Origin of the sequence: Nocardioides astragali, assembly GCF_024436375.1 — a bacterium.
Taxonomy (GTDB): domain Bacteria; phylum Actinomycetota; class Actinomycetes; order Propionibacteriales; family Nocardioidaceae; genus Nocardioides; species Nocardioides astragali.
Genome location: NZ_JAFMZM010000003.1, coordinates 314962 through 338467, shown reverse-complemented (window position 1 = coordinate 338467; position 23506 = coordinate 314962). Strand labels below are relative to the sequence as shown.

Sequence of the window (23506 nt, the reverse complement as noted above, 5' to 3'; positions counted from 1 at the left end):
CGGCCGTCGCGCGGAAGCCACTCCCCTCCGTCCACGACGGGGAGAAGCAGCACGCTGAAGGTACGCCCGGGCTACCCCTGGCGCTCAGCAAGGGACCGCGAGTCGATTCCTAGCCGTGGGCACGAGCAGGGTTAGGCGAACCTGCCTGGGATGCCGGCTTGGCGGAGAAGGTCTCCCACATGGGAAGTGATGCCTACAGGGCCTGTCACCCGGACACCTCGATCGCCACCCCGGAGCTCCTCCACGAGGGAGCGAAGTACCTCTAGCCCTTTTGCAGGGTCGAAGTCAATCCAAGCCGCGGCTTCGCCAGGGCTCAAGACACCACCTGGAAGGGCATCGCGCAGTTTGTGCATCTGCAACACCCACACGGCGTCGCCGTCGAAAGCCCATTCAAGCCGAACGTCGCCAATCGATGCCGTGATGTCTTCAAGGCATTCTCGAACCGCTGTGATCACGTGCGCTGGCAATTCTTCAGGTGGCGTTGCACCCAGCATGAAGGCGTCACCTACTCCCGCGACGCCTTCAATGACAAAGGACCCATCAGTCATCATCGAGGTCGCCCCAGAAAACTCAGCGGCGACGGCCTCCTGCGCGAGAACACTGGCGACGATGCCGTCGCGGTCCTCGCTCTGCAGCAGTTCAAAGGGATCGAGCCAAACTGGGGCGCTCGTGAACCGACCAGGAGTCTGCTGAGCGGGCGCGGTCCGCAGCCACCATTCACCCGTCCCGGTCGCTGTACCGAAGTCGAATGGAGCAACCCTTCGATTCACGACTCTTGTCCGAGGCACGTACGCTCCAACACACTGTGCCAGCAGCAGCCCGAAAGTCTTGTCGCCGATCATGCGGCTGAAATGATTCGGCCATGACGTGTTCGCCAGGAGCTCTACTGGAACGACCGCTTCCGTTTCCCAAGTGACGACGTGCCCTCTGCGGTGCCCAACTCGCCGCGGGTGGACAGAGAACTCATAACGGTGGTCCGGGTTTGAAGGTATTTCGAGCGTAACGCCATATACCTTCGAGAGAAGCCGGCGACCAACTGCCACGGGAAGGGAGGTCGTGCCCTCCCGTTCTACCAGGCGTGGGGTGTCGTCAGGACCAAACTCCATGACTCCACCGAGGGTCACGCCGGAGACACCGCCATCACGAACATCGATCGTCTCGTTTACGATCGTGTAATAGCCGTCCTCCGCGAGTTTACGCAACACATCCATAACCCGGTCTACTGACTGCAGCCCGTAGAAGAAAGGCGAGCTCTTACTCTCGCCGGGTAGAAAACTTCGTACGTTGACCGACGAAGAGCGGGAGCCGGCCAAGACGTGCTCGATTGCTCGCTCTGTTGACCAGCCAACACGTTCATCAGGGTGGATTCCAAGGGCGAACCTGACGTCGAGGTCTCGAGGTGCGAAGCTCGCGAAGAGCGCCACGTTCTGTTCCTCCGCGAGCGCGGCCAACTTCTCGTCCTTCAAGAGCAGTCTCGTGAGACTGGCCGCATTCGACGACGCGAGGCTAGTTGCTACCTCCCTTTGTGTCTGTCCGGACAAATGGGCGAGCTCCAACTGGTCGGCTGCAAGTGTCAACAAGTCCACTGCTCGAGCGGCTTCGACGGGCCTCAATTCGGCGTCAAGAACGGGCAGATGTCGAGCCCTCGCGAACGCGTACTCGAGCGTGCAGCCGGTGCTGTAGAACCAGCCATCGGCGACAACCAATCTCTCGACAAAGCGACTGAGCACCTCAAGCCAGAAGCGGTGGTAGTCCGCCTGCGCCCAACCCTCCACCTCGAGGACCGTCGGGTCGATGATCCAACGCTCTGGATAGTTCTCGCTGAGGCGTGCATGCAGGGGGCGCACACGTCGCACGTTCTCGTCAATCACCTGTCGCTTGAGTTCCGCCGCGTACTCGGAATCTGACGCCGACAGCTCTGCGCCGTGTCCGCGGCGCCACAGGAGGAACTTCTCTCCTGTGGTGATCGGCGTGCTTAGGTAGATCGCTCGCCCGTGCTCGCGGAGCTTCAACTCAAAGCGATCGAGCTCTGCCGACGCTTCTGGTGGCAGCGGGCGCGACCAGACCTGACCCAAGATAGAGGCCCCGGTTGAGCGACGCTCCCCAGACTTGTGGCCCATGATGCTCCTTCAACTCGTCTCGTAAGGGTAAGTCTGTCAGGGGGTCCCGACAGTCTCGGGCGCGGCGTCGGGGCGCTCGACCCGCTGGGAGTAGACCAAGCAGGCCGCGCTGTGTGCGCCGGGTGCTGCGCCGACGAGTCGGTACTGGCTGATGCGATGGCGCCTTGAACTTTCTCGCAAGGTACTCATGAATAGAAACGTTGGATACACGAGCAAAAGAGCGAGCTGAAACGGACCGCCAAGAGCAAATCCGACTACGATCGCGGAGATTCCCATCAGCGCCAGTCCCAGAGTCCTTCTTCGGCACGACGGGCACTTGGTGGTCCAACGCGATTGAGTGAGAGAAAAGGCCCAGCCCAGGGCAAAGATGAAAAAGACTGCAGCCAGGGTCCGGATTCCTCGGTCGTCCTCGATGGCAGCCACGAGAACGAGGGCTATGGGGAGGAGAGCTGACATCCACGCGAGGGAGCCAGTAGCTTCCTTGCGCGAGATCGCCTTCTGATCCACGCGATTAATCCCGTCAACGAAGTCCTGCATACTCTGCTTTTCGTGCACAACTTGGCTGTGAAGCACCGCCCACGAGTAGAACGCGCTTACCAATCCGACGATGAGAGTGACGCCTCGCCCCACCGGAACTACATCTGACGGTTGCAGTGAAGCGTACACGGTAAGGGATACAGCGAGCGCCAGAAAAACCAAACTGAAAACGAATAGCGCGGCGGCCTCGTTGGTGTGTTGGTACTTCGACCTTGCGCGCTCGGCCAGGTTATGCGCCTCGGTGAAGTACTGGCTTGTCATTTCCGCCTGAATCGCTTCGGCGGGCGCGTCCCAACGGGCCCTCCATTCGCTAATTGGCTCGGCCCCAATATAACTAAAGAAGAGACGAGACCCACTTAGTGAACTCCCCTTTTTGGAAGCGTCACGTCGTTGGCCAGGGACCCTTAAGGGGGTACTCAAGCAAAGAAGCAGCAGGGCGACAGAGAGCAAAACGCAGGCGAAGAACCCGAGCGCCGCTATGGCAATTAGGGGCGGCTTTGGTTCAAACGGATAGTTACCCGAAAATTCAAATTGACGAGACAGGATCCCGCCGCGAAACAGGAGCGCGATCGCGCCGGTGGTCAAGAAGGCAAGTGCAGCGAGATATCTGCCAACCTTGTCGTCCTGATGCTTAGTTGCGTCAAGCACTTCGGTGTAGGTCTGTTTCGCTAGCTCCAACTTGCGCTGCCGGGCGTCCCAGTCTTCTTTCCCGCCTTGCTCCCGATCAGTATCTTCAGATTCGCTCGTCATCGTCCCTACCCCGTTCTGGCTGTCCGGGACAGGATGCCAGAGCCTCCGATGTCGTTTGCGGCATCCACCGATGCGACGAATGAGCAGATGCCGCGCGACTGAGCTGGATGGACGACGGCGAGGCGGTGCCCGTCCAATCGCTGCTCCCCCGGTCGTGTTGAAGCCGCGTCCCACTGACAGGACGGGCGCCCATTCTGGGCACGACGACTCATCGAGGGTCAGCCACCAGAGGGCCCCCCTTGGGCTTCGGTTGGTTCTCGCGCCACGCGACGTACGTTGCCCCGATCTTTTCTGCGAGCGACCTATCGCGGTCGAGAGTGGCGTGTTGGTAGATCGCCATGGCTGCTTGGGAGGCGTGGCCGGCACGTGCCTGGAGCTCGGCCGCGGTGGCGCCGTGCTGGCCGGCGAGCGTCAGGGCAGTGTGTCGCAGGTGGTGGATGGTCAGGTCTGGGCGGCCGGCCGCCTCGCGGGCTGGGCGGTAGCGGTCCATCAGGTAGCGGACGCTCATGTGGTCGGTTCGGTCGCCTGGGAACAGTAGGCCGGTCGGGCCACGCTCGGCGTACTCGATCAGGTGCTCCTGAAGCATCGGGAGGAACGGCGGCGGAACGTGCACCGTGCGTACGCTGCTGGCTGTCTTGGGCGCGCTGATGGCCCGGCCACAGTTCGGGCAGGCGCCTCTCGCTCCCGCAATGACGTCCTTGTCGATCTTGCGGGCGACATGGATCCACCCAGACCTGTGGTCGACATCGGAGCGCCGAAGTTCCAGCAGCTCGCCCTGACGTAGGCCGACGAAGGCAGCGAGGACGATCAGGAGTTTCAACCGGTCGGGCATCTCGTCGATGATCGTCGCGATCTCGTCCAAGGTGGCCGGGACGGCGACCCGCCTCACCGGAGCAGACCCGGCGCCGCGGATCTTCGGAGGCGCCCGGTCGATCAGCTCCTCCTCCTCCGCGGCCTGGAGCATCGCTCTCAGCAGGCGGTAGGCCGCGGCGTTGGCGGCTTCGGCGTCCGGGTCGAGCGAGGCTCGCCACTGCTTGATCTCCGCGAGGCTGACGTCCATGAGTGGCATCTCCTCGAAGTAGGGGAGGATGCGCGTGTTCAGGAGCTGCCGGTAGGTCCTGATCGTGTTGGGCCTCAGCCCCCCATCGACCAAGTACCGCTCGGCGAACCCGGCGACGGTGTTGTAGGCGGCCTCGCGCCGGCGTTGCTCCTGAGCGACCTGCCTTGCCTTCGGGGGGATCCACTCCTCACGATCGACCAGCGTCCGCTCGGCGGCGAGCCACGCCTCGGCGTCCATCTTCGTCGTGAAGGTGCGGGAGTGTCGCGATCCGTCGGGCATCGCGTATCGCGCCCGGTAGGTCACGACGCCGGCGGCGCTGCGCCGCCGCTCCACTTCGCCGAACCCTCTTCGCCGCGCCATCTTGATACCCTAACCCCATAACGCTTTAGTGCGGGACCATTCTGTGGGGGACTGGTGGGGGAAAGAACGTCCCCTAGAGGGGCAATTTGTCCCCCACAGTCTCACGTTTTCGCAGGTCACTCGGTCTAACCCCCTGCTTTTTCGTAATTTGCAAGCAGGGGGTTAGGGGTTCAAGCCCCCTAGGCCCACCAACTAGAACCCCAAGCCACGACACGGGCCGCATCATGCTGAAGACGCCGTTTCACGGTCCTGGAAGCCCACATGCGCAGGACCGGTCTGAGGACCTCGCCGTCGGTCTAGGCCGAGGCCGCGGGAGGACCCTCAGGCCACGCCCGCGTTCGGAATGGTGCGCTCCGGTCTGGACCACTTTGCCCGTAATCACACGCTCGTCGCGGCTCACTCCCTAGGCTCCGGCCCATTCGGCGTGAATCTAACGGGGGTTGGAATGAAACGACTTGGCAGACACGGGCGCGCTCAGAGCCTCACGCGGGCAATGCTCGCCACATCACTCGTGGCGGCGCTGGCGGCGCTTACGGTCCCGGCCGTAGCGGCCGAGTCCTCGTCCAGCGTGGCTGCGCTGTCCGGTGGAACGGTCGCCGTTCCCGCAGGGATGACGGGCCGTCCGGAGCGTCGGTGCCCGAACGCGGGTAGGCCCGCTGAGGCGGCGCTCGAGCAAATCGCACCCGGCGTGCCTGATGGTCAGCTCGCGGCCGGTGTGGCCGATGGAAAGGCGAACGGACTGTGCCGTTGGGACCACACGGCTGTGATGTCGGTCGACATCCCCGTCACCGCTGAGGGTGCGACGCTGACCGGCGCCGCGCTGAAGGTCCACGTGGACGCGCTCGACGCCGCCACGGAGCTCTCGCTCTTCGCCACTGACACGCCGGTTCCGGCGGGCGTGGTGCGGACTACCGAGCCACCGCACGTGCAGTCTCCGGCCACCACGACGACCGCCCATCCCGGGACCGTCACCATCGACGCGCTGCCCGCGGTCGAAGCCATGCTGCGCGGCGAGGCCACTGCCCTTGCGGTGGCCGGCATGCCCGCGCGTGCGTTCTTGGCCGCGCCAGGCACTGCCAACGCCCCCCATCTCGAGCTGACCTACGCCACCAGCGACCCGGACGACACCACGGCGCCCACGGTCTCCATCTCTTCTCCGTCCTTCGGCGAGACGGTCTTTGGTCAGGTCGCAGTTACGGCCGACGCCGCCGACGACTCCGGCGTCGTCGGGGTGACCGTGACCCTCGGCGGTCGCCTGGTCGGAACCGATGACACTGCGCCGTACGACGTGCAGATCGACACGACGGTGGTCCCGGACGGGGAGCACCCGCTCGCCGTCGAGGCCGTCGACGCGTCCGGCAACGCTGCTCGCGCCCTCATTCCGCTCGTGGTCGACAACGGCGGCGGTCCGCTGCATCGCCTCGACCTGGATTTCGCGGCAGATCGCATCGACGTGGACACCTACGTCCTGCAGGGGCTCGCGGCCGTGCTCCGGCTCCCGGAACTCCAGCCGCGCTACGCAGGCTCGCTACCGGAGGAGGTGACCGTCTGGACCTGGCGGACTCTGCAGTATCTCCCCGACATGACGCCGGAGAACCGGGCGAAGGCCGAGAAGCTGATCACGCCGGTGGACCTCGAGACCGCTGCGAACGAGCCGGTTGAGCCCACCCAGTCCGGCATCCAGAGCTTCACGGCGGCCGCAGCCACCGACGTGGACTGCAACAGGGTCCGAGGGTTCGTGTTCGCGGGCTACGACTGCCTGATCCACGTCGGAGAGGTGACTCTCTACTGGAACAGTGACCACTACGACGTACCTCGCGGTGACATCCCGTCACAGGTCGACGCCGCCGCGACCGGACTCGAGAATGCGCAGGACCACCTCGAGGACGTCCTCGGCTTCCAGCCGATCGAGGGAGTCGAGGCGTTCATGGACATCGGCCTCATCGAAGGGCGGGCGATCTCCCTCCCCAACGAGGTCATCCTGCTCAACCGCGACGACGACTCGTTGGCCGCGACCGCAGGACACGAGCTGGTGCACCAGTACCAGTACGAGTACATCGACATCCTGGACAACCGCAGCCTCGGGCGCATGAGCGACATCGGATGGTGGATGGAGGCCTCGGCCGAGTGGGCCAGTCACCAGATGGTCGCGGCCTACCCCGGCGACTACGCCGAGGACGACGAGGAGGAGTACCTGCGCAACATCGAGCTCTTCCTCGAGCAGCCGACCAAGGACCTGATGGCGTGGGAGTCCTCGACCAACCGCCAGTACGGCGCGTTCGTCTTTGCCGAGTGGCTGCACCATGACCGAGGCGTTGATGCTGTACGCAGCGTCTGGGAGGAGTTCGACCGGTCGGGCAGCATCCGCGATGGACTGGTCGCGGTGGCGCCGAACGCCGCCAGCTGGTTGCCGACCATGTGGCGTGACATGTACACCCTCGACCTCGCCATTCCGGGGCGCGTCGACCAGGGCGTGACGGACCGCTGGCGCGAGGAGCTCGAGCCCAACCCCGCCACCGCACCCTACGAGTCCCTCACCGCCAACCGGCCGGTCGAATCCGTGCACCACCTCGCCGAGGGCGACAGCGCAGTGGAACCCGTGGAGCTTGGTCCTGGCGGAGGTACGTTCGTAGAGCTCGACCTCGACGTCGACCGGACCGTGCTGGTCACCCTGCGACCCGATGCCACGGACGGCGGCCTGGACCTGGAGACGCTGCCCCTTGCCGCCTACGATCTCGACCCGGCCACTGCTCCCCAGTCATGTGATGTGCCTGCGATGAGTGGAACAGCCACCGTCGTGGAGTACGACCCGAGCGTGTGCGACGGCCTGTCGGTGATCGTGGCCAACACCAGCCTGAACGACTCGGCCACCGGTTTGCTGACGATCGAGGTGGGCAACCGCGTCGACACCACGATCTCCAACGGTGTCGTGCGGTTGGGCATCCACGCGGAGGGGCACCTCAACGTCCCTGGCTACGAGGCCTCGTCCGGCACCGGCACGTCGACCGTCGGCCTGCGGTACATGCCGACCAACGCCGACTCGCTCTCGCCCGGCTGCGAGTGTGAGGGCTGGGGTGTTGCCGATGTCGGGCGGGACGTCGGTGGCTCCGCCAACGAGTCGTGGGGTGGTGTGCGGGGCCTGAGCCTCGTCAACGCAGGATTCGACGACGACTCGGGGACGTCCATCGTGCGGGCCGGCCCGTTGGGAGAGCTGACGGTCCGGCACGACTTCGTCCCGGCACCCGAGACCCCCAACCTGTACCGCGTCGACGTGACCGTCACCAACAGCACGTCGTCGCTGGGCGGGCTGCTGGGCGGCTACTACGGACCGTTGACCCCCACCTACCGTCGGGTCATGGACTGGGACGTCGAACCGACCGCGTTCAGCGAGTTCGTCACTATCGATGCCGAGGGTGGTGCGCTGCCTCGCGAGGTCGTCGCCGCGACCAACGACGGTTTCGCCGATCCGGATCCCCGGTCCCCCGCCACCGACCTCGGAGGCGTCGGACTCTTCACCGACCTGGGTCCCGATGATCACGGGGCACTGTTCGACGTTCAGCTACCCGAGCTCGATCCGGGGGAGTCGACCTTCTTCACGATGTGGTACGGCGCGGCCGAGACCAGCGCCGTTGCTCTCGCCGCCCTCGGCGCGGTCGGTGCCGATGCCTGGAGCTTGGCGGAGCCCGACGTCCCAGATGGGGCGACCGTCGGGAGTCCGAACACGTTCGCGTTCGGGCTGGCGGTTCACCACCCCGTCATCCGCGCACTGGCCGCCGCCGAGCCGTCCGACGGACCCACGTCCACTCCGAGGAACGACGGTGTCGTACGCCAGTGACCGCCGTTGGCCGGCCGGCCGGGGCCACCCGCGAGGGTGGCTCCTGGCCGGAGCGGTCGCCGCGGCGGTCGTGACGTTGATGGCGGGCTGCACCGAGGCGAGCCCGGAGGGCACTGCAGTGCTGCGCAACGCTACCGGCGAGGACTCTTTCGAGGTGGTCATCCGCGACCTCGAGGGCCGCCGCACAGCGGGCGGGACTCTCGAGGACGTGTACATCTTCGACACGCAGTTCACCGACAGGGAGCGTCAGTGCCTGGAGGCTGGTGACGGCGGCTTCGAGGTCGTTGACGGAGCCGATGTCGTGTTCGCCTCGCACGACTTCGCCGACCGTCCGGTGTGCGAGCTCGACGAGATAGTGCTGAAGGACGACGGGTCCCTTACGTGGCGGTGACGACGTGACGAGTCGCGGCAGTGGAAATTCATCCCGCGAGGGTGTCGTATCGACACCACCGCCTTCGTAGGAGGGGTGAGCGGCCGCCCGGACGGGGTGGCCCACAACCGCTGGAGATGACCTGACATGCACTACCTCCTCACCGTCATCGGAGACACCACCAACGAGGTCGACGACTCCGAGCCCGGGGCCGTCGACGCCTTCAACGAGCAGCTCAAGACCGACGGGCGCTGGGTGTTCGGCGGCGGCCTGACGTCGCCCGACCACGCGACCGTCACCGACAACCGCAGCGGCGCCCCGGTGTTCAGCGACGGCCCGTTCGTGGAGTCGAAGGAGTACCTCGCCGGCTTCTGGGTCGTCGAGGCCGACGACCTCGACGCGGCGCTGCAGCTGTCGGCCGGCGCGTCCAAGGCATGCAACCGCAAGATCGAGGTCCGGCCGTTCGACGGGCTCGCCTGATCCGATGCCTGGTTTCGAGGCTCGCTGCGCTCGCACACAACCGGCGATGACGAGCCATGACTGACCTGGACGAGATCATCACCCGGGTCCACCGCGACGAGTGGGCCCGGGTGGTGGCCACCATCGCGAGGCGCTTCGGCGACCTCGACATCGCCGAGGACGCCGCCGCCGAGGCGTTCGCCATCGCTGTCGAGCGGTGGCCGGCCGACGGCGTACCTCCCAACCCCGGTGCCTGGCTGACCACCACGGCCGGTCACAAGGCGCTGGACCGGGTACGCCGCGAGAGCAAGCGCGGCGACAAGCAGAAGCAGGCCCACATGTTCACCGAGCAGACCTCCGGGCCCCCTGACCCGCTGGGCGCCGTCGACGACGAGCGCCTCCGACTCGTCTTCACCTGCGCCCACCCGGCGCTGGCGATGGAGGCGCGGGTCGCCCTCACCCTGCGCATGGTCGGCGGCCTGACCGTGGCGGAGATCGCGCGCGCCTTCCTCGTGCAGGAGACGACGATGGGGCAGCGCATCACCAGGGCCAAGGCGAAGATCAAGGCCGCCGGCATCCCCTACCGCGTGCCCGAGGTCGAGGACCTGCCGGCGCGCGTCGACGGCGTCCTGGCCGTGCTCTACCTCGTCTTCAACGAGGGCTACCTCGCCAGCAGTGCCGAGACGGACCCGATCCGCGCCGACCTGACCGGCGAGGCCGTACGCCTCACCCGGCTCGTGCGCGAGCTGCTGCCCGAGGACGGCGAGGTCGCCGGACTCCTGGCGTTGATGCTGCTGATCGAGGCGCGGCGCAGCGCCCGGGTCTCGACGCACGGTGAGCTGGTCACCCTCGACCAGCAGGACCGCGGCGCCTGGGACCGTACGCTCATCGACGAGGGGCACGCGCTGGTACGCGAGCGCCTGAGGTCCGGCGAGCCGCCCGGCCGCTACCAGGTCCTCGCCGCCATCAACGCCGTCCACACCGACGCCCGCGACGCGCGCGACACCGAGTGGTCCCAGGTCGTCGCGCTCTACGACCAGCTCGTCCGTCTCGACCCGTCACCGGTCGTCACCCTCAACCGCGCGATCGCCGTGGCCGAGCTCGACGGGCCGCACGTCGCCCTCGCCCAGGTCGACGCCCTGGCCGAGCCCCTGGACGGCTACCACGCGTTCCACGCCACCCGCGCCGACCTGCTGCGCCGCCTGGGCCGCAGCGCCGATGCGCGGGCGGCGTACGACCGGGCGATCGACCTGGCCGGCAACACCGCGGAGTCGGCCTACCTCACGCGGAGGCGCGACGAGCTCGGCGCAGGTCAGTAGCCCCGGATGCGCTCGCTCAGCGCGTCCGTGCCGTCGCGCCCCAGCGGCACCCGGATGACGGATCCGGCAGACGGATCCGGCCGGGAGATGCCCATCCGCCGCCGCAGCTCGGTCACGACCCAGCCATCGAGCAGGGTGCACTTGTGCTTAGTTGTGCCCGGATGACCGGAGCAGTCGAGCGCGCGCGCGCCACACCGACACCTGCCGGACGTACGGCGCGATCTCGGCCGGGTCGACACCCACCGTCCTCGCCACGAGCCCCGGGTCGCCGCGTCAGGAGTCGTCGTACTCGCCGGGACCGAAGTAGCCCGGGAGGTTGACGTAGCGGTCGAGCTCCTCGCCCTGCTCGACCCGATGCCCGACGCCGCGCATGATCGACTAGAAGACGTCGAATCGACCTCGACGCCCACCGCTCACGCCGTGCGGGAGATTTGGTCCTCCACGCGGAACTCCAGCCCGTCTGCCTTCGCGACGAAGACGTCCTGGTCCACCAGGTTTCCCCTCAGCCGCATGAGCCCCCGCGGGCTCTCGTAGAAGAATCCGTCCGGCAGCCGGGCGGCCGCGTCGATGGACAGGGACCCGCACTGCCTCGCGAGGTGGGCGAGGAAGTGCAGAGCCTCGAAGCAGGACTCACCGACCGCGTTGGCGGTGGGGGCGTGCGGCCCCCACCGGTCCGCGTACTGACGAGCGAGCAGGTCCGTCCCGGTACTCGTCATCGTGTCGAAGTAGGCGGCCGCTGCGAAGAGGTGCTCATTCGCGCCCGACCCGGCAGCGAGCAGGGTGTTCTCCTCGACCGCCGGGGAGAGTCGGGGCAGGGTGTCGCTGAGCCCGGCGCGGGCGAACTGCCGGTTGAAGTGGACCGCGTCCTGACCCATCAGCAGCATGATCACGCCGTCGAGCCGCGAGTCGCGCAGCTGCGCGAGCACGGGTGCGAAGTCGGAGGTGCCCAGGGGGACGAACGTCTCCTGAGTGACCTCCGAGCCCGACTCGAGCAGCGCCCGGCGAGCAGTCGCGACCGTGACCCGGGGGAAGACGTAGTCGTTCCCGACCACAGCCCAGCGCGAGACGCCGTGATGTGCCCGCATCCAGCGGGCGGCCGGGAGCAGCTGGTTGGCGGGACGCTCACCGATCATGAAGACGCCGGGGGTGTCGTCGCCGCCCTCGTGCATGGCGGCGTAGGCGTAGACAACCCGGCCGCCGACGCGACGGGTGATCGCCTGGCGGACGGCGGAGATGTGCCAGCCGGCGATCCCGTCGACGCGGCCGGACCTGACCAGCGCGGCCACGTCAGCGGCGACCTCGTGGGGAGGACGACCGGCGTCGACGAGGACCAGCTCGACCTGGCGGCCGGCGATGCCTCCGCCGGCGTTGAGCTGCTCGACTGCCAGATCGCCGAAGGCCAGGCAGGACGGCCCGTAGATGCCGGTCGGGCCCTGCAGCGGCACCACGAAGGCGAGGGCGGTGACGTCGCGAGGGCGTGGCGGGTGGTGTGCGGTCATGAGTCCACCTCCAACCGGGAGCGATGCGCGAGCCGACGGGGCCTCCGGTCGCGCGGCTAGGATAGGTTTCCGGTCGCTCGACAGGGCCGGTCATCGACCCGAACTGAGACGCCGAGGTGGGCTCGTGGACGTGATACGTGACGGGAATCACCCCTCCGTGACTGCCGAGGCCCTGTCGCCGGTGACCTCGCCGGGGCTGGGTCTGCTGCTGCGACAGGCCGAGCAGATCGTCCGGCGGGCGATGGCCGAGCCGCTGGCCGAGCTCGATCTCACGGCCGAGCAGTGGCGTGTCATGGCAGCCCTGCTCGAGGAGCCGGGACAGACGATGAGTGCCCTGTCGGACGCCGCCGTGCTCCCCGGCGGCACTCTCACCCGCCACGTCGACCACCTCGTCGAGCGCGGTCTCGTGCTGCGGCGGGTGCACGTCGAGGATCGCCGCCGCGTGGCCGCGGTCCTGTCGCCCCGGGGCAGGGCGGTCGCCCAACGCCTGCGCGCACGGGAGGTCGGCGTCGAGGACGAGCTCCGCGAGCGCGTGGGCGAGGGCCTCTTCGACGCCGGCGTCGGATCGCTCAGAGCCCTGCTGGGCTGAGCCCGACCACTGAGTCCGACCCGGGCTGCACCGCCCGATTTCCTTCCACATGGAAGTAGACAGACGTGACGGCGACGTCACGCGGTCGAAACAACGAGTCTCTAGGTTCCTTCCATTCGGACGCATCTCCACGGCAACGGCGCCGCTCTCGGGGACTGCAGGTCCGCAGGAATCCGCTGTCACCAGTGGTCCGAGAAGGGAACTTTGTGTCGTGAACCTGAACACTCGCCGCCTCGCAGCGGTTGCATCCGTCGTCGTCGTGGGTCTGTCGGCCAGCGCCTGTGGGGGTGCCAAGGCCGGCGACAGCGCCAGTGCCAGCGCCGAGTCGTGTGTCGACACCAGTGGCGACACCGTCAAGATCGGGTTCCTCAACTCGCTCTCCGGCGCGATGTCGATCAGTGAGAAGACGGTCTCGGACTCGCTGGGTCTCGCCGCCGAGCAGATCAACGCCGAGGGCGGTGTCCTGGGCAAGCAGCTCGAGATCGTCCAGGAGGACGGCGCCTCCGAGCCCACGATCTTCGCCGAGAAGGCGGAGAAGCTCATCCAGAGCGACTGCGTCGCCGCGATCTTCGGCGGCTGGACGTCGTCGTCGCGCGTCGCGATGCGCCCGGTCGTCAAGAGCCTCAACTCGCTGCTCTTCTACCCGGTGCAGTACGAAGGCCTCGAGGCCGACCGCAACATCTTCTACACCGGCGCGACCACCAACCAGCAGATCATCCCCGCGCTCGACTTCCTCAAGAACGAGAAGAAGATCGACTCGATCTTCCTCGCGGGCTCCGACTACGTCTTCCCGCGGACGGCCAACAAGATCATCAAGCAGTACGCCGCCGCGCACGACATCGAGGTCCTCGGCGAGGAGTACCAGACCCTCGACAAGGGTGAGTGGGGCACCGCGGTCGACAAGATCGTCGAGACTCAACCCGATGTCGTCTTCAACACCATCAACGGTGACTCCAACGTCGCGTTCCTCGAGGAGTACGACGCCAAGGGGCTGAGCGCCAAGACGATCCCGATCGTCTCGGTCTCGATCGCCGAGGAGGAGGCGGCAGCGATCGACGTCGACCTCACCGGCCAGATGACGTCCTGGAACTACTACCAGACCGTCGAGAGCCCCGACAACGCCGCGTTCGTGAAGGCGTTCAAGGCCAAGTACGGCGACGAGCGCGTCACCTCCGACCCGATGGAGGCGGCGTACACCAGCCTGTGGCTGTGGAAGGGCATGGTCGAGAAGGCTGACTCCTTCGACGTCGACGACGTGATCGAGGCCGCCGATGGCGTGACCTTCGACTCGCCCGAGGGCACGGTCGTCGTCAACGGCGACAACCACCACATCGCCAAGACCACGCTGATCGGCGAGGTCCAGCCCAACAAGCTGATCAAGACGATCTGGTCGTCCGACGGCCCGATCGAGCCGGACCCGTTCCTCGAGGGCTACGACTGGTGGGACCCGAACGGCGCCTGAGGCCGTACGTCCGAGCACAACCCCGGAGGCCTCGCGTGACGCGAGGCCTCCGGGCTCCCGTCCCCCATCTCAGGAAGCTCCTCCATGGATGTCATCGTCTCGCAGCTCTTCACCGGCGCCTCGACCGGTGCGGTCCTGCTCCTCGTCGCCCTCGGCCTCGCCCTCACCTTCGGTCAGATGGGCGTCATCAACATGGCGCACGGGGAGTTCCTGATGGCGGGCGCCTACACGGCGTACCTCACCCAGCAGGCCGTCAGCAACAGCGACGTGTCGCTCCTGATCGCGTTACCGCTCGGTTTCCTGGTCGCAGGGATGCTCGGGCTGCTGCTGGAGATGACGGTCATCAGCCGGATGTATCACCGGCCGCTCGACACCCTGCTGGTCACCTTCGGCGTCGGCCTGATCCTCCAGCAGGTCGCGCGCGACGTCTTCGGCGCGCAGCCCAAGGCGGTGGCAAGCCCCACCTGGCTGCACGGCCAGCTCGACCTGCTCGGCTACGGCTATCCGGTCACCCGCCTGTTCATCGTAACGATCGCCGTCGGCTGCCTCGCCGGGACCGCGGCGGTGCTGAAGTACACCGCGCTCGGTCGCCGGATCCGCGCCACGGTGCAGAACCGCGACCTGGCCGAGACGGTCGGTGTCTCCACTCGCGGGACCGACCGCGTCACGTTCTTCCTCGGCTCCGGCCTGGCCGGCGTCGCCGGAGTCGCGCTGACCCTCGTCACGGCGACGGTCTCCAACCTCGGGACCTCCTACATCGTGCCGGCCTTCCTGGTGGTGGTCGCGGGCGGCATCGGGCAGATCAAGGGCTCGGTGATCGCCGCCTTCGCGCTCGGCATCGTCGGTGCCTTCCTCACTTACTACACGAGCGGGAGCCTCGCGACGGTGCTGACCTTCGTGCTCGTGGTGGCCTTCCTGCAGATCCGACCCCAGGGCCTGTTCACGGTCCGCACCAGGAGCCTCGCGTGAAGCGCTTCAGCACCCTGCCAGCCCTCAACCTGATCGGCATCGCCGCGCTTGCGGTCGCGCTGCTCGTCCTCGCCCCGGCAGTGCTGGACGACTTCCGCCTCGGCAACCTCGCCAAGTACTGCTGCTACGCGATGGTCGCGGTCGGCATCGGCTTGGCCTGGGGGCGCGGCGGCATGCTCGTCCTCGGCCAGGGCATGTTCTTCGGCCTCGGCGCCTACGTGATGGCCTTCCACCTCAAGCTCGAGGCGGCCGGACCGGATGCCATCCCGGACTTCATGATGTTGTACGGCAACGGCACCATGCCCGCTTGGTGGGAGCCCTTCCGCAGCGGGGCCTTCACGCTGTTCATGGTCGTCGCACTGCCGGCGACCGTGTCGACGCTGCTCGGCCTGGCGGTCTTCAAGCGCCGGATCAAGGGCGCCTACTTCGCGATCCTGTCCCAGGCGCTGGCGGTGGCGTTCGCGACGTTGATCATCTCCCAGATCGAGGTCACCGGCGGCTTCAACGGACTCAGCGCGTTCACGTCGTTCTTCGGCTACTCGCTCTACGACCCGATCAACCAGCGGATGATCTTCTTCATCACCGCCGGGCTGCTGGTGGCCATGCTGCTCGTCGCCTTCCAGCTCTACCGGAGCCGCTTCGGCGAGCTGCTGATCGCCACCCGCGACGCCGAGGAGCGCGTGCGCTTCCTGGGCCACGACCCGGCCAACATCAAGCTGGTGGCTTTCGTCATCGCCGCCGTGATGGCCGGCATCGGGGGTGCGATGTTCGTGCCGATCGTCGGCATCGTCTCCCCGCTCGACATCGACGAGGTCGCCTCGATCGGCCTGATCGCCGGGGTTGCCCTCGGCGGCCGTGCCACGCTGCTGGGTCCGGCGATCGGCGCCCTCGCGGTGGGCTATGCCAAGACGTCGCTCTCGGAGACCTTTCCGGGGTCGTGGACCTACTTCCAGGGCGCGCTGTTCGTGCTGGTGATCCTGTTCCTGCCGGGCGGTCTCGCGCAGCTGCCCTCCTACCTCGGTCGGCTGCGGCCGGCCAGGAAGCAGAAGCAGGTCCCTGCGCTGCAGGCGGAGGGGGCCGCATGAACGCCCAGCTGGACTACGTCGAGATCCGTGACCTGACGGTGGAGTTCGACGGCTTCGTCGCCGTCGACTCGGTCGACCTCACCCTGCTGCAGGGCCGGGTGCACTTCCTGATCGGCCCCAACGGCGCCGGCAAGACCACCCTGGTCGACGCGGTGACCGGCCTCGCGAACGCGAGCGGGTTGGTGCGCTACGGCAGCACCGACCTCCTCGGCCTCAAGCCGCACCAGGTCGTCCGGGCAGGTGTGGGCCGCACCTTCCAGACGGCCACCGTCTTCGAGCAGCTCACCGTCCTCCAGAACCTCGACATCGCTGGGGGAGTGCACCGCAAGGCGCGCTCGATGATGCGGGCACGCCGCGGGATTCCGTCGTACGTCGAGGAGGCGCTGGACGCGGTCGGCCTCGTCGACCTCCGCGATCGCCCGGCCGGGGTGCTCGCGCACGGACAGAAGCAGTGGCTCGAGATCGGCATGCTGCTGGTCCAGGACGCCAAGGTGATGCTCCTCGACGAGCCGGTCGCCGGGATGAGCGCCGAGGAGCGAGAAGAGACCGGTGAGCTGCTCCGCAGGATCGGCACCGAGCGGACCATCGCCGTCATCGAGCACGACATGGACTTCGTCCGGACGTTCGCCGACGTGGTGACGGTGATGCACGCAGGCAAGGTGCTGACCGAAGGTACGGTTGCCGAGATCCAGGCCAACCAGAAGGTCCAGGAGGTCTACCTGGGCCGCACCGTCGAAGGGGCGACCCATGCTTGAGCTGAGGGGCGTGACTGCGGGCTACGGCCGCACCATCGTGCTCGACGACGTGAGCGTCGTGGTGCCGACCGGTGATGCCGTGGCGGTCATGGGCCACAACGGCGCCGGCAAGACCACCCTGCTGCGCGTCGCGGTGGGCCTGCTGCCGGTCCGTGCCGGCACGGTGCTGCTGGACGGTGAGGACGTCACGCGGCTGCGACCGAACGCGCGCGTACGCCGCGGGCTGGGCTACGTCCCGCAGGGCCAGCAGTGCTTCCCGCAGATGACGACGATGGAGAACCTGCAGCTGATCACCACCAGCAAGGCCGAGATCAGAGGCGTGCTCGACACCTTCCCGGCCCTGACCGAGCTGCTCAGCCGCCGCGCCGGGCTGCTCTCCGGTGGCCAACGGCAGCAGCTCGCGATCGCCCGCACGCTGCTCACGCAACCCCGGATGCTGATCCTCGACGAGCCCACCGAGGGGATCCAGCCCAACGTGGTGCAGGAGATCGAGCAGGTGATCCTGGGGCTCACGCAGCGCGGCGACCTGTCGGTGCTGCTGGTGGAGCAGCACGTCGGCTTCGCGCTGCGCTCCACCGGGTCCTACTACGTCCTCGAGTCCGGGCGGATCACGGCACAGGGTGAGGGCGGAGCCGGTGCTCTCGACTCCGTACGTGCGGCGATGGCGGTGTGACGTGCACCTGACCCCCTCCGACACCGAGAAGCTGCTGCTCGCCGTGGCCGGCATGGTCGCGCGCGACCGGCTGGCGCGCGGCGTACGACTCAACTACCCCGAGTCGGTGGCCCTGTTGAGCACCTGGGTGATCGAACGTGCTCGGGAGGGCGCCGATGTCGCCGAGCTGATGACGAGCGGCCGTGACGTGCTCACCGCCGACCAGGTGATGCCCGACGTCGTCCCCATGCTGACCGAGGTGCAGGTCGAGGCCACCTTCCCCGACGGCCGCAAGCTCGTCACGCTCCACGACCCGATCGGCTGAGAGGCAGACCATGGCGACCCACACCGACGGCCCGGGCGCGATCCGCTGTGCGCCCGGCACGCACATCCTCAATGCCGACCGCGTCCCTGACGAGCGGCGCACCATCGTGATCACCAACACCGGCGACCGGCCGGTGCAGATCGGCTCGCACATCCACCTCCCGCTGGTCAACGCCGTCCTCGACTTCGACCGGGAGGCGGCCGACGGCTTCCGGCTCGACGTTCCGTCGGGCACCTCGCAGCGCTTCGAGCCGGGTGCCTCGCGGTCGGTGGCGATCGTGGCCCTGCGCGGGCGGCGCGTCGTGCCGGGGATCCAGGTGCGCATCCGTGGTTGAGATCGGTCGGGATGCGTACGCCGCGATCTACGGTCCGACCAAGGGCGACCAGGTGCGTCTCGGCGACACCGACCTGTGGATCGAGATCGAGGACGACCTGACCTTCGGCGGCGAGGAGGCGATCTTCGGCGGCGGCAAGTCGATCCGCGAGTCGATGGCCCAGTCGACCATGTCCCGTGCGGAGGGGGCGCTCGACACCGTCATCACCAATGCGATCGTCCTCGACCACTGGGGCATCGTGCGCGCCGACGTCGGGCTCCGCGACGGGCGCATCGTGGCGCTCGGCCGCGCGGGCAACCCGGACATCGCCGACGGCGTCCACCCGTCGCTGGTGATCGGACCGGGGACCGACGTGATCTCGGGTGAGGGCAAGATTCTGACGGCCGGCGCGATCGACGTCCACGTGCACCTGCTCTCCCGCTCCCAGGTCGTCGAGGGACTCGCGACCGGGATCACCACCATCGGTGGCGGCGGCACCGGGCCGTCGGAGGGGTCGAAGGCGACCACGGTCACGCCCGGCTCCTGGCACCTCCGGGCCGTGCACCGGGCCCTCGACGAGCTCCCAGTCAACGTGCTGCTGATGGGCAAGGGCAACACCGTGTCCGCCGAGGGCCTGGCCGAGCAGGCGCTCGCCGGCGCGGCGGCGTACAAGGTGCACGAGGACTGGGGGTCGACGCCGGCGGCGATCGACGCCGCGCTGCGTGCCGCGGACGAGCTCGGCCTCCAGGTCGCGCTGCACTCCGACAGCCTCAACGAGGCCGGCTACCTGGAGTCGACGTTGGCTGCGATCGCGGGCCGCTCCATCCACGCCTTCCACGCCGAAGGTGCCGGGGGCGGGCACGCACCCGACATCATCAAGGTCGCCTCCCACGCCAACGTGATCCCGGGCTCGACCAACCCGACGTTGCCGCACACCGTCAACACCGTCGCCGAGCACCTCGACATGCTGATGGTCTGCCACCACCTCAACCCGCGCGTCCCCGAGGACCTCGCCTTCGCCGAGTCGCGCATCCGCGCCACCACCATCGCCGCCGAGGACCTGCTCCACGACCTCGGCGCGCTCTCGATCACCTCCTCAGACGCGCAGGCCATGGGGCGAATCGGCGAGGTCATCTGCCGCACCTGGCAGGTGGCGCACGTGATGAAGGCGCGGTTCGGCTCGCTCGGCGGGCCGGCCGACAACGTGCGGGCGCGGCGCTACGTCGCGAAGTACACGATCAACCCGGCCATCGCGCACGGCATCGCGCACGAGGTCGGGTCCGTGGAGCCGGGCAAGCTGGCCGACCTGGTGCTGTGGGATCCACGCTTCTTCGGCATCCGGCCGCAGGTCGTGATCAAGGGGGGTGCGCTCGTGTGGGGAGCCCTGGGCGATCCCAACGCGTCGATCCCGACCCCGCAGCCCGTGCTGATGCGACCGACCCTGGTGGGTGCCGACGGGGCGGACCACGCCGTGTCCTTCGTGTCGCCGGCTGCGCTCGACGCGGGTCTCGCCTCGACGCTCGGGCTCCGGCGCCAGCTGATGGCGATCACGCCGACACGCGACATCGGCAAGGCCGACATGGTCAACAACGACGCCCTGCCCGACATCGACATCGATCCCGAGACCTTCGCGATCACCGTCGAGGGCGAGCTCGTGACGCCCTCTCCCGCCACGGCGCTGCCGCTGGCCCAGCTCTACTCGATGTTCTGATGACGGCTGTCGCCCTGCTGCTCGCCGACGCGCGGCTGCCTGTCGCCGGCCACACCCAGTCCGGGGGCCTCGAGCCCGCGCTGGCCGCCGGGCTCGACGACGTACCGGCGTACCTCGCCCTGCGCCTGGCGACGGTGACGCGCACCGAATCGGCCACCGCGGTGGTGACGCTGGCGCACCTGCGCCGGGGTGAGGGCCTCGATGCCGTGTACGACGCGTGGGCGGCGCGCACGGTCAGCGCCGCGATGCGCGACACCTCCCGGGAGCTGGGCCGCGGTCTGCTGCGCCTGGCCACCACGCTGTGGGACCTGCCTCCGCTGCTGACCGGGCTGCCCCGGCCGATGGTGCTCGGCGCGGTCGCCCACGCGACCGGGGTGCCGTCCGCCGACCTGGCCGAGGTGATCGGTTACGACGACCTGCAGACCGTCGCGTCCGCGGCCCTCAAGCTGCGCCCCCTCGACCCGGCCGTGGCCACGTCGTGGGTGGTGGCGGCGCTGCCGCAGCTGGCCACGCTGGTGGCCGAGGTCGCCCACCTGGACGCACCCACCGACATCCCCGCCACCAGCTCACCGTGGATCGAGCAGCTCGCCGAGGACCACGCCGTCACCACCAGGAGGTTGTTCCGTGCCTGAGACCACCCGCGAACTGCGACTAGGGATCTGCGGCCCCGTCGGGACCGGCAAGTCCTCGTTGATCATGCTGCTCTGCGCCCGGCTCGGCGATGAGCTGGAGATCGGCGTCGTCACCAACGACATCTACACCGACGAGGACGCCCGGATGATCCGGGCCGCGGGCGTGCTCGATCCCTCGCGCATCGTCGCCGTCGAGACGGGCGCCTGCCCCCACACCGCCATCCGGGACGACATCACGGCCAACCTGCTGGCTGTCGAGGACCTGGTCGCGGCCCGCGGACCCTTGGACGTCGTGCTCGTCGAGTCCGGCGGCGACAACCTCACCGCGACCTTCTCGCCGGCCCTGGTCGACGCGCAGATCTTCGTGATCGACGTCGCCGGTGGCGGCGACGTGGCACGCAAGGGCGGCCCGGGGATCGAACGCGCCGACCTGCTGGTCGTCAACAAGACCGACCTCGCGCCCTACGTCGGAGTCGACGTCGACGAGATGCGCGCCGACGCCGTCGCGGCTCGGGACGGTCGGCCCGTGGTCGCGCTGTCGCGTCACGACCCGCACTCCGTTGCTGTCCTTCTCGAGTGGGTGCGGTCCCAGGTGGCTCGACACCGGAGCGGCCGGCTGGTGCCGGTGGACCCCGGTCCGATGGCGCCGCACTTCCACGCAGTGGAGAACGGGCACTTCCACGCAGGGGAGAACGGGCACTTCCACGCAGGGGAGAACGGGCACAGCCATGACGACCACGCCCACGCGCACTGACGCCTGCTTGGTCTCCCTCGCGCGCACCGTCGGCGGACGGGTGCGGGTGACGGCCGGCGGCGGGCCGTTCCGGGTCGTCACCCTGGGGGTGGATGAGCGTGGGGCGCGGGTGGCCCTGGTGCCCACCCGCGCACAGCTGCTGGCCGGCGACGTGGTCGAGGTGAGGTGCCACGTGGCGGACGGGCTCACCCTCCATCTGCGGGAGACCAGCGGCACCGTGGCCTACGACATGCGGGGCGGGTCGGCATCCTGGGCGTTCGCTGGCCAGGTCGGCGACGGGGCTCGGCTCGTGCTCGACTCGCTGCCCTGGGTCTCGGCGGGTGGGTCGAGGGTGATCCGTTCGACGTCGGTCAGTCTCGGCGACAAGGCCACGCTGCTCGCCCGGGAGACCCTCGTGCTGGGCCGGTCGGGGGAGGCTCCGGGCGACCTGGTGTCTCGCACGACGATCACCCGCGACGGGCGGCCGGTGGTCGTCGAGGAGCTGCGGTCGCTTCACCTCACCCCGGGTCGGATCCTCGACAGCGTCCTGGCTCTTGGGGATGCCCGCCAGCTGCCCGAGGGCGGTCCGTCGCCGCTCCGCCTCGAGACCGGTGACCGGCTGTGGCGGCGGTTGGGACGCGAGGCGCACGAGACCGCGGACGTGCTCGATCCGGTGTGGGCGGCCCTGGATGAGGCATCCGAGACCACCTCGGCGGGCGGCACGCCCGCCTCACGCTCCGCGGCCCCCGGCGGGTGATGACCGGGCGGCTGGGAGAATCGACGCCGTGACCGCCCCCCGCCGACCCGGCCTGCTGACCGACCTCGGCGCAGCGGCCCTCACCCTGGTGCTGGTCGGCATCGCGGGGTGGCTCGGCCTCTGGCAGTACGACGCCTGGCAGGCGCACCGCACGGCCGAGGCACGCGACCTCTCCGAGCTGACGCCAGCGCCGCTCACCGACGTGATGGGCCCCGACGACCCGTTCCCGGCCCCCGACCTGGGCCGGCCGGTGGAGCTCACCGGCGAGTGGATGGACGGCGGCTTCTGGGTCGCCGACCGCGAGCTCGACGGGGAAGCGGGCTACTGGGCCGTCGCCCCGCTGCAGGTCGACGACGCGGCCGTGCTCGTCGTACGCGGGTGGGCGCAGGAGCCCGACCCCGCCCTGCTCGCCGCGACCGGCGAGGCCGACGTGACGGGGTGGATCCAGGCGCCCGAGGGCAGCCTCGTGACCGACGACGACCCCGGTGACGACGTGTTCCCCGAGATCCGGGTCGCCGACGCCGTGCAGCGCGTCGACGTCGACCTCTACTCCGCATTCGTCGTCAGCCAGGAGCCGGCGACCGGCCTGCAGGCGGCCGAGCTCGAGGCGCTCCCGAGCCCGAGCAGGTTCACCGGGGTCCGCAATCTGCTCTACGCGGTGGAGTGGTGGGTCTTCGGTGCCTTCGCGGCCTTCATCTGGTGGCGCTGGCGCCAGGACGCGACCGCGCCCGAGGTCGCCTCGCCCACCACCGGATAGGCAGCGACCGATACGTTGACGCCGTGTCCCGCAACCTGACCGCCTACCGCGTCATGGCCACCATCGTCGGTGTCCTGCTCGTGGTGCTGTGCCTCATCGGCGTCCCGCTGGCCAACTTCGACGGCACCCCGATGTGGGAGATCTTCGACAGCACGCCCGCCTGGGTCACCACGGGCTCCGACGCCCACAACCTCGGCGAGATGATCACCACCTACCTCGGCGTCGCGCACGGCTGGCTCTACATGATCTTCCTGTTCAGCGCGTTCCTGTTGTCGCGGCGAGCGGGCTGGGATCTGCCCTTCACGCTGGTGACCCTGATCTGCGGCACGATTCCGATCCTCTCGTTCTGGGCCGAGCACCGGGCCACCCGCCGGGTGCGCGCCGAGCATCCCGAGCCGGTGTAGCCGTGCGTCCGGGTCTCGTGCCGGGACTTCGTCCCTCCTCGACCAACGGGGGA

At 68.4% G+C, this 23506-nt stretch carries 23 protein-coding genes; 18 read left to right on the top strand and 5 right to left on the bottom strand.

Annotation, left to right across the window (positions count from 1 at the left end):
* Positions 1-131 precede the first annotated feature (131 nt).
* From J3P44_RS10740 to J3P44_RS10730, 3 genes are all read right to left on the bottom strand, one after another.
* Positions 132-2120: a hypothetical protein gene (locus J3P44_RS10740; protein WP_255890335.1), complete on the bottom strand. Its 1989-nt coding sequence runs from the start codon at positions 2118-2120 to the stop codon at positions 132-134.
* A gap of 36 nt (positions 2121-2156) precedes the next feature.
* Entirely contained in the window at positions 2157-3407 is a 1251-nt protein-coding gene (locus tag J3P44_RS10735; protein WP_255890334.1) for a Pycsar system effector family protein, read from the bottom strand.
* Between the two features lie 208 nt (positions 3408-3615).
* A complete protein-coding gene (locus J3P44_RS10730; protein WP_255890333.1) occupies positions 3616-4827 on the bottom strand; it encodes a tyrosine-type recombinase/integrase in 1212 nt (403 codons plus the stop codon).
* Between the two features lie 766 nt (positions 4828-5593).
* Between J3P44_RS10730 and J3P44_RS10725 the strand changes: the two genes are divergently transcribed.
* The 4 genes from J3P44_RS10725 to J3P44_RS10710 all read left to right on the top strand — a co-directional run bounded on the left by J3P44_RS10725 (position 5594) and on the right by J3P44_RS10710 (position 10810).
* Positions 5594-8662: an Ig-like domain-containing protein gene (locus J3P44_RS10725; RefSeq protein WP_255890332.1), complete on the top strand. Its 3069-nt coding sequence runs from the start codon at positions 5594-5596 to the stop codon at positions 8660-8662.
* Positions 8646-9053, top strand: coding sequence for a hypothetical protein (locus J3P44_RS10720; protein WP_255890331.1), 408 nt, complete (start codon positions 8646-8648; stop codon positions 9051-9053). The genes J3P44_RS10725 and J3P44_RS10720 overlap by 17 nt, the downstream gene beginning before the upstream one ends.
* A gap of 126 nt (positions 9054-9179) precedes the next feature.
* Positions 9180-9512 carry a YciI family protein gene (locus tag J3P44_RS10715; protein WP_255890330.1) on the top strand — a complete coding sequence of 111 codons (333 nt, stop codon included), beginning with the start codon at positions 9180-9182 and terminating at the stop codon, positions 9510-9512.
* Positions 9513-9568: 56 nt separating this feature from the next.
* Positions 9569-10810, top strand: coding sequence for an RNA polymerase sigma factor (locus J3P44_RS10710; protein WP_255890329.1), 1242 nt, complete (start codon positions 9569-9571; stop codon positions 10808-10810).
* On the opposite strand, the gene J3P44_RS10705 is transcribed toward J3P44_RS10710, so the two are convergent.
* Complete coding sequence (locus J3P44_RS10705; RefSeq protein ID WP_255890328.1) at positions 10804-10926, bottom strand: hypothetical protein; 123 nt, start codon at positions 10924-10926, stop codon at positions 10804-10806. The two genes, J3P44_RS10710 and J3P44_RS10705, sit on opposite strands and share 7 nt — an antisense overlap.
* Positions 10927-11223: 297 nt before the next feature.
* On the bottom strand, positions 11224-12309 hold the full coding sequence (locus tag J3P44_RS10700; RefSeq protein WP_255890327.1) for a substrate-binding domain-containing protein: 1086 nt from the start codon (positions 12307-12309) through the stop codon (positions 11224-11226).
* Positions 12310-12433: 124 nt separating this feature from the next.
* Here J3P44_RS10700 and J3P44_RS10695 point away from each other — a divergent pair, with 124 nt between their 5' ends.
* The 14 genes from J3P44_RS10695 to J3P44_RS10630 all read left to right on the top strand — a co-directional run bounded on the left by J3P44_RS10695 (position 12434) and on the right by J3P44_RS10630 (position 23453).
* Entirely contained in the window at positions 12434-12898 is a 465-nt protein-coding gene (locus J3P44_RS10695; protein ID WP_255890326.1) for a MarR family winged helix-turn-helix transcriptional regulator, read from the top strand.
* Between the two features lie 211 nt (positions 12899-13109).
* A complete protein-coding gene (urtA, locus tag J3P44_RS10690) occupies positions 13110-14360 on the top strand; it encodes an urea ABC transporter substrate-binding protein (RefSeq protein WP_255890325.1) in 1251 nt (416 codons plus the stop codon).
* A gap of 84 nt (positions 14361-14444) precedes the next feature.
* Entirely contained in the window at positions 14445-15329 is an 885-nt protein-coding gene (urtB, locus tag J3P44_RS10685) for an urea ABC transporter permease subunit UrtB (RefSeq protein WP_255890324.1), read from the top strand.
* Complete coding sequence (gene urtC / locus J3P44_RS10680; RefSeq protein ID WP_255890323.1) at positions 15326-16414, top strand: urea ABC transporter permease subunit UrtC; 1089 nt, start codon at positions 15326-15328, stop codon at positions 16412-16414. Before urtB ends, urtC begins: the two co-directional genes overlap by 4 nt.
* Positions 16411-17169: an urea ABC transporter ATP-binding protein UrtD gene (urtD, locus tag J3P44_RS10675; RefSeq protein WP_255890322.1), complete on the top strand. Its 759-nt coding sequence runs from the start codon at positions 16411-16413 to the stop codon at positions 17167-17169. The genes urtC and urtD overlap by 4 nt, the downstream gene beginning before the upstream one ends.
* Complete coding sequence (locus J3P44_RS10670) at positions 17162-17842, top strand: ATP-binding cassette domain-containing protein (protein WP_255890321.1); 681 nt, start codon at positions 17162-17164, stop codon at positions 17840-17842. Before urtD ends, J3P44_RS10670 begins: the two co-directional genes overlap by 8 nt.
* 1 nt (position 17843) lies before the next feature.
* The gene (locus J3P44_RS10665; protein ID WP_255890320.1) at positions 17844-18146 is read left to right on the top strand and encodes an urease subunit gamma; all 303 of its coding nucleotides are present in this window, start codon (positions 17844-17846) and stop codon (positions 18144-18146) included.
* A 10-nt stretch (positions 18147-18156) separates the two neighbouring features.
* Positions 18157-18480 (top strand): urease subunit beta, encoded by a 324-nt coding sequence (ureB, locus tag J3P44_RS10660; RefSeq protein WP_255890319.1) that lies wholly within the window; start codon positions 18157-18159, stop codon positions 18478-18480.
* Positions 18473-20170 (top strand): urease subunit alpha, encoded by a 1698-nt coding sequence (locus J3P44_RS10655; RefSeq protein WP_255890318.1) that lies wholly within the window; start codon positions 18473-18475, stop codon positions 20168-20170. The genes ureB and J3P44_RS10655 overlap by 8 nt, the downstream gene beginning before the upstream one ends.
* Entirely contained in the window at positions 20170-20802 is a 633-nt protein-coding gene (locus tag J3P44_RS10650) for an urease accessory protein UreF (RefSeq protein WP_255890317.1), read from the top strand. Before J3P44_RS10655 ends, J3P44_RS10650 begins: the two co-directional genes overlap by 1 nt.
* On the top strand, positions 20795-21556 hold the full coding sequence (gene ureG, locus J3P44_RS10645) for an urease accessory protein UreG (protein WP_255890315.1): 762 nt from the start codon (positions 20795-20797) through the stop codon (positions 21554-21556). Before J3P44_RS10650 ends, ureG begins: the two co-directional genes overlap by 8 nt.
* On the top strand, positions 21531-22292 hold the full coding sequence (locus tag J3P44_RS10640) for an urease accessory protein UreD (protein ID WP_255890314.1): 762 nt from the start codon (positions 21531-21533) through the stop codon (positions 22290-22292). The genes ureG and J3P44_RS10640 overlap by 26 nt, the downstream gene beginning before the upstream one ends.
* 28 nt (positions 22293-22320) lie before the next feature.
* Complete coding sequence (locus J3P44_RS10635) at positions 22321-23049, top strand: SURF1 family protein (RefSeq protein ID WP_255890313.1); 729 nt, start codon at positions 22321-22323, stop codon at positions 23047-23049.
* 23 nt (positions 23050-23072) lie between these two features.
* Positions 23073-23453, top strand: coding sequence for a DUF3817 domain-containing protein (locus tag J3P44_RS10630; protein ID WP_255890312.1), 381 nt, complete (start codon positions 23073-23075; stop codon positions 23451-23453).
* Positions 23454-23506: the final 53 nt, after the last annotated feature.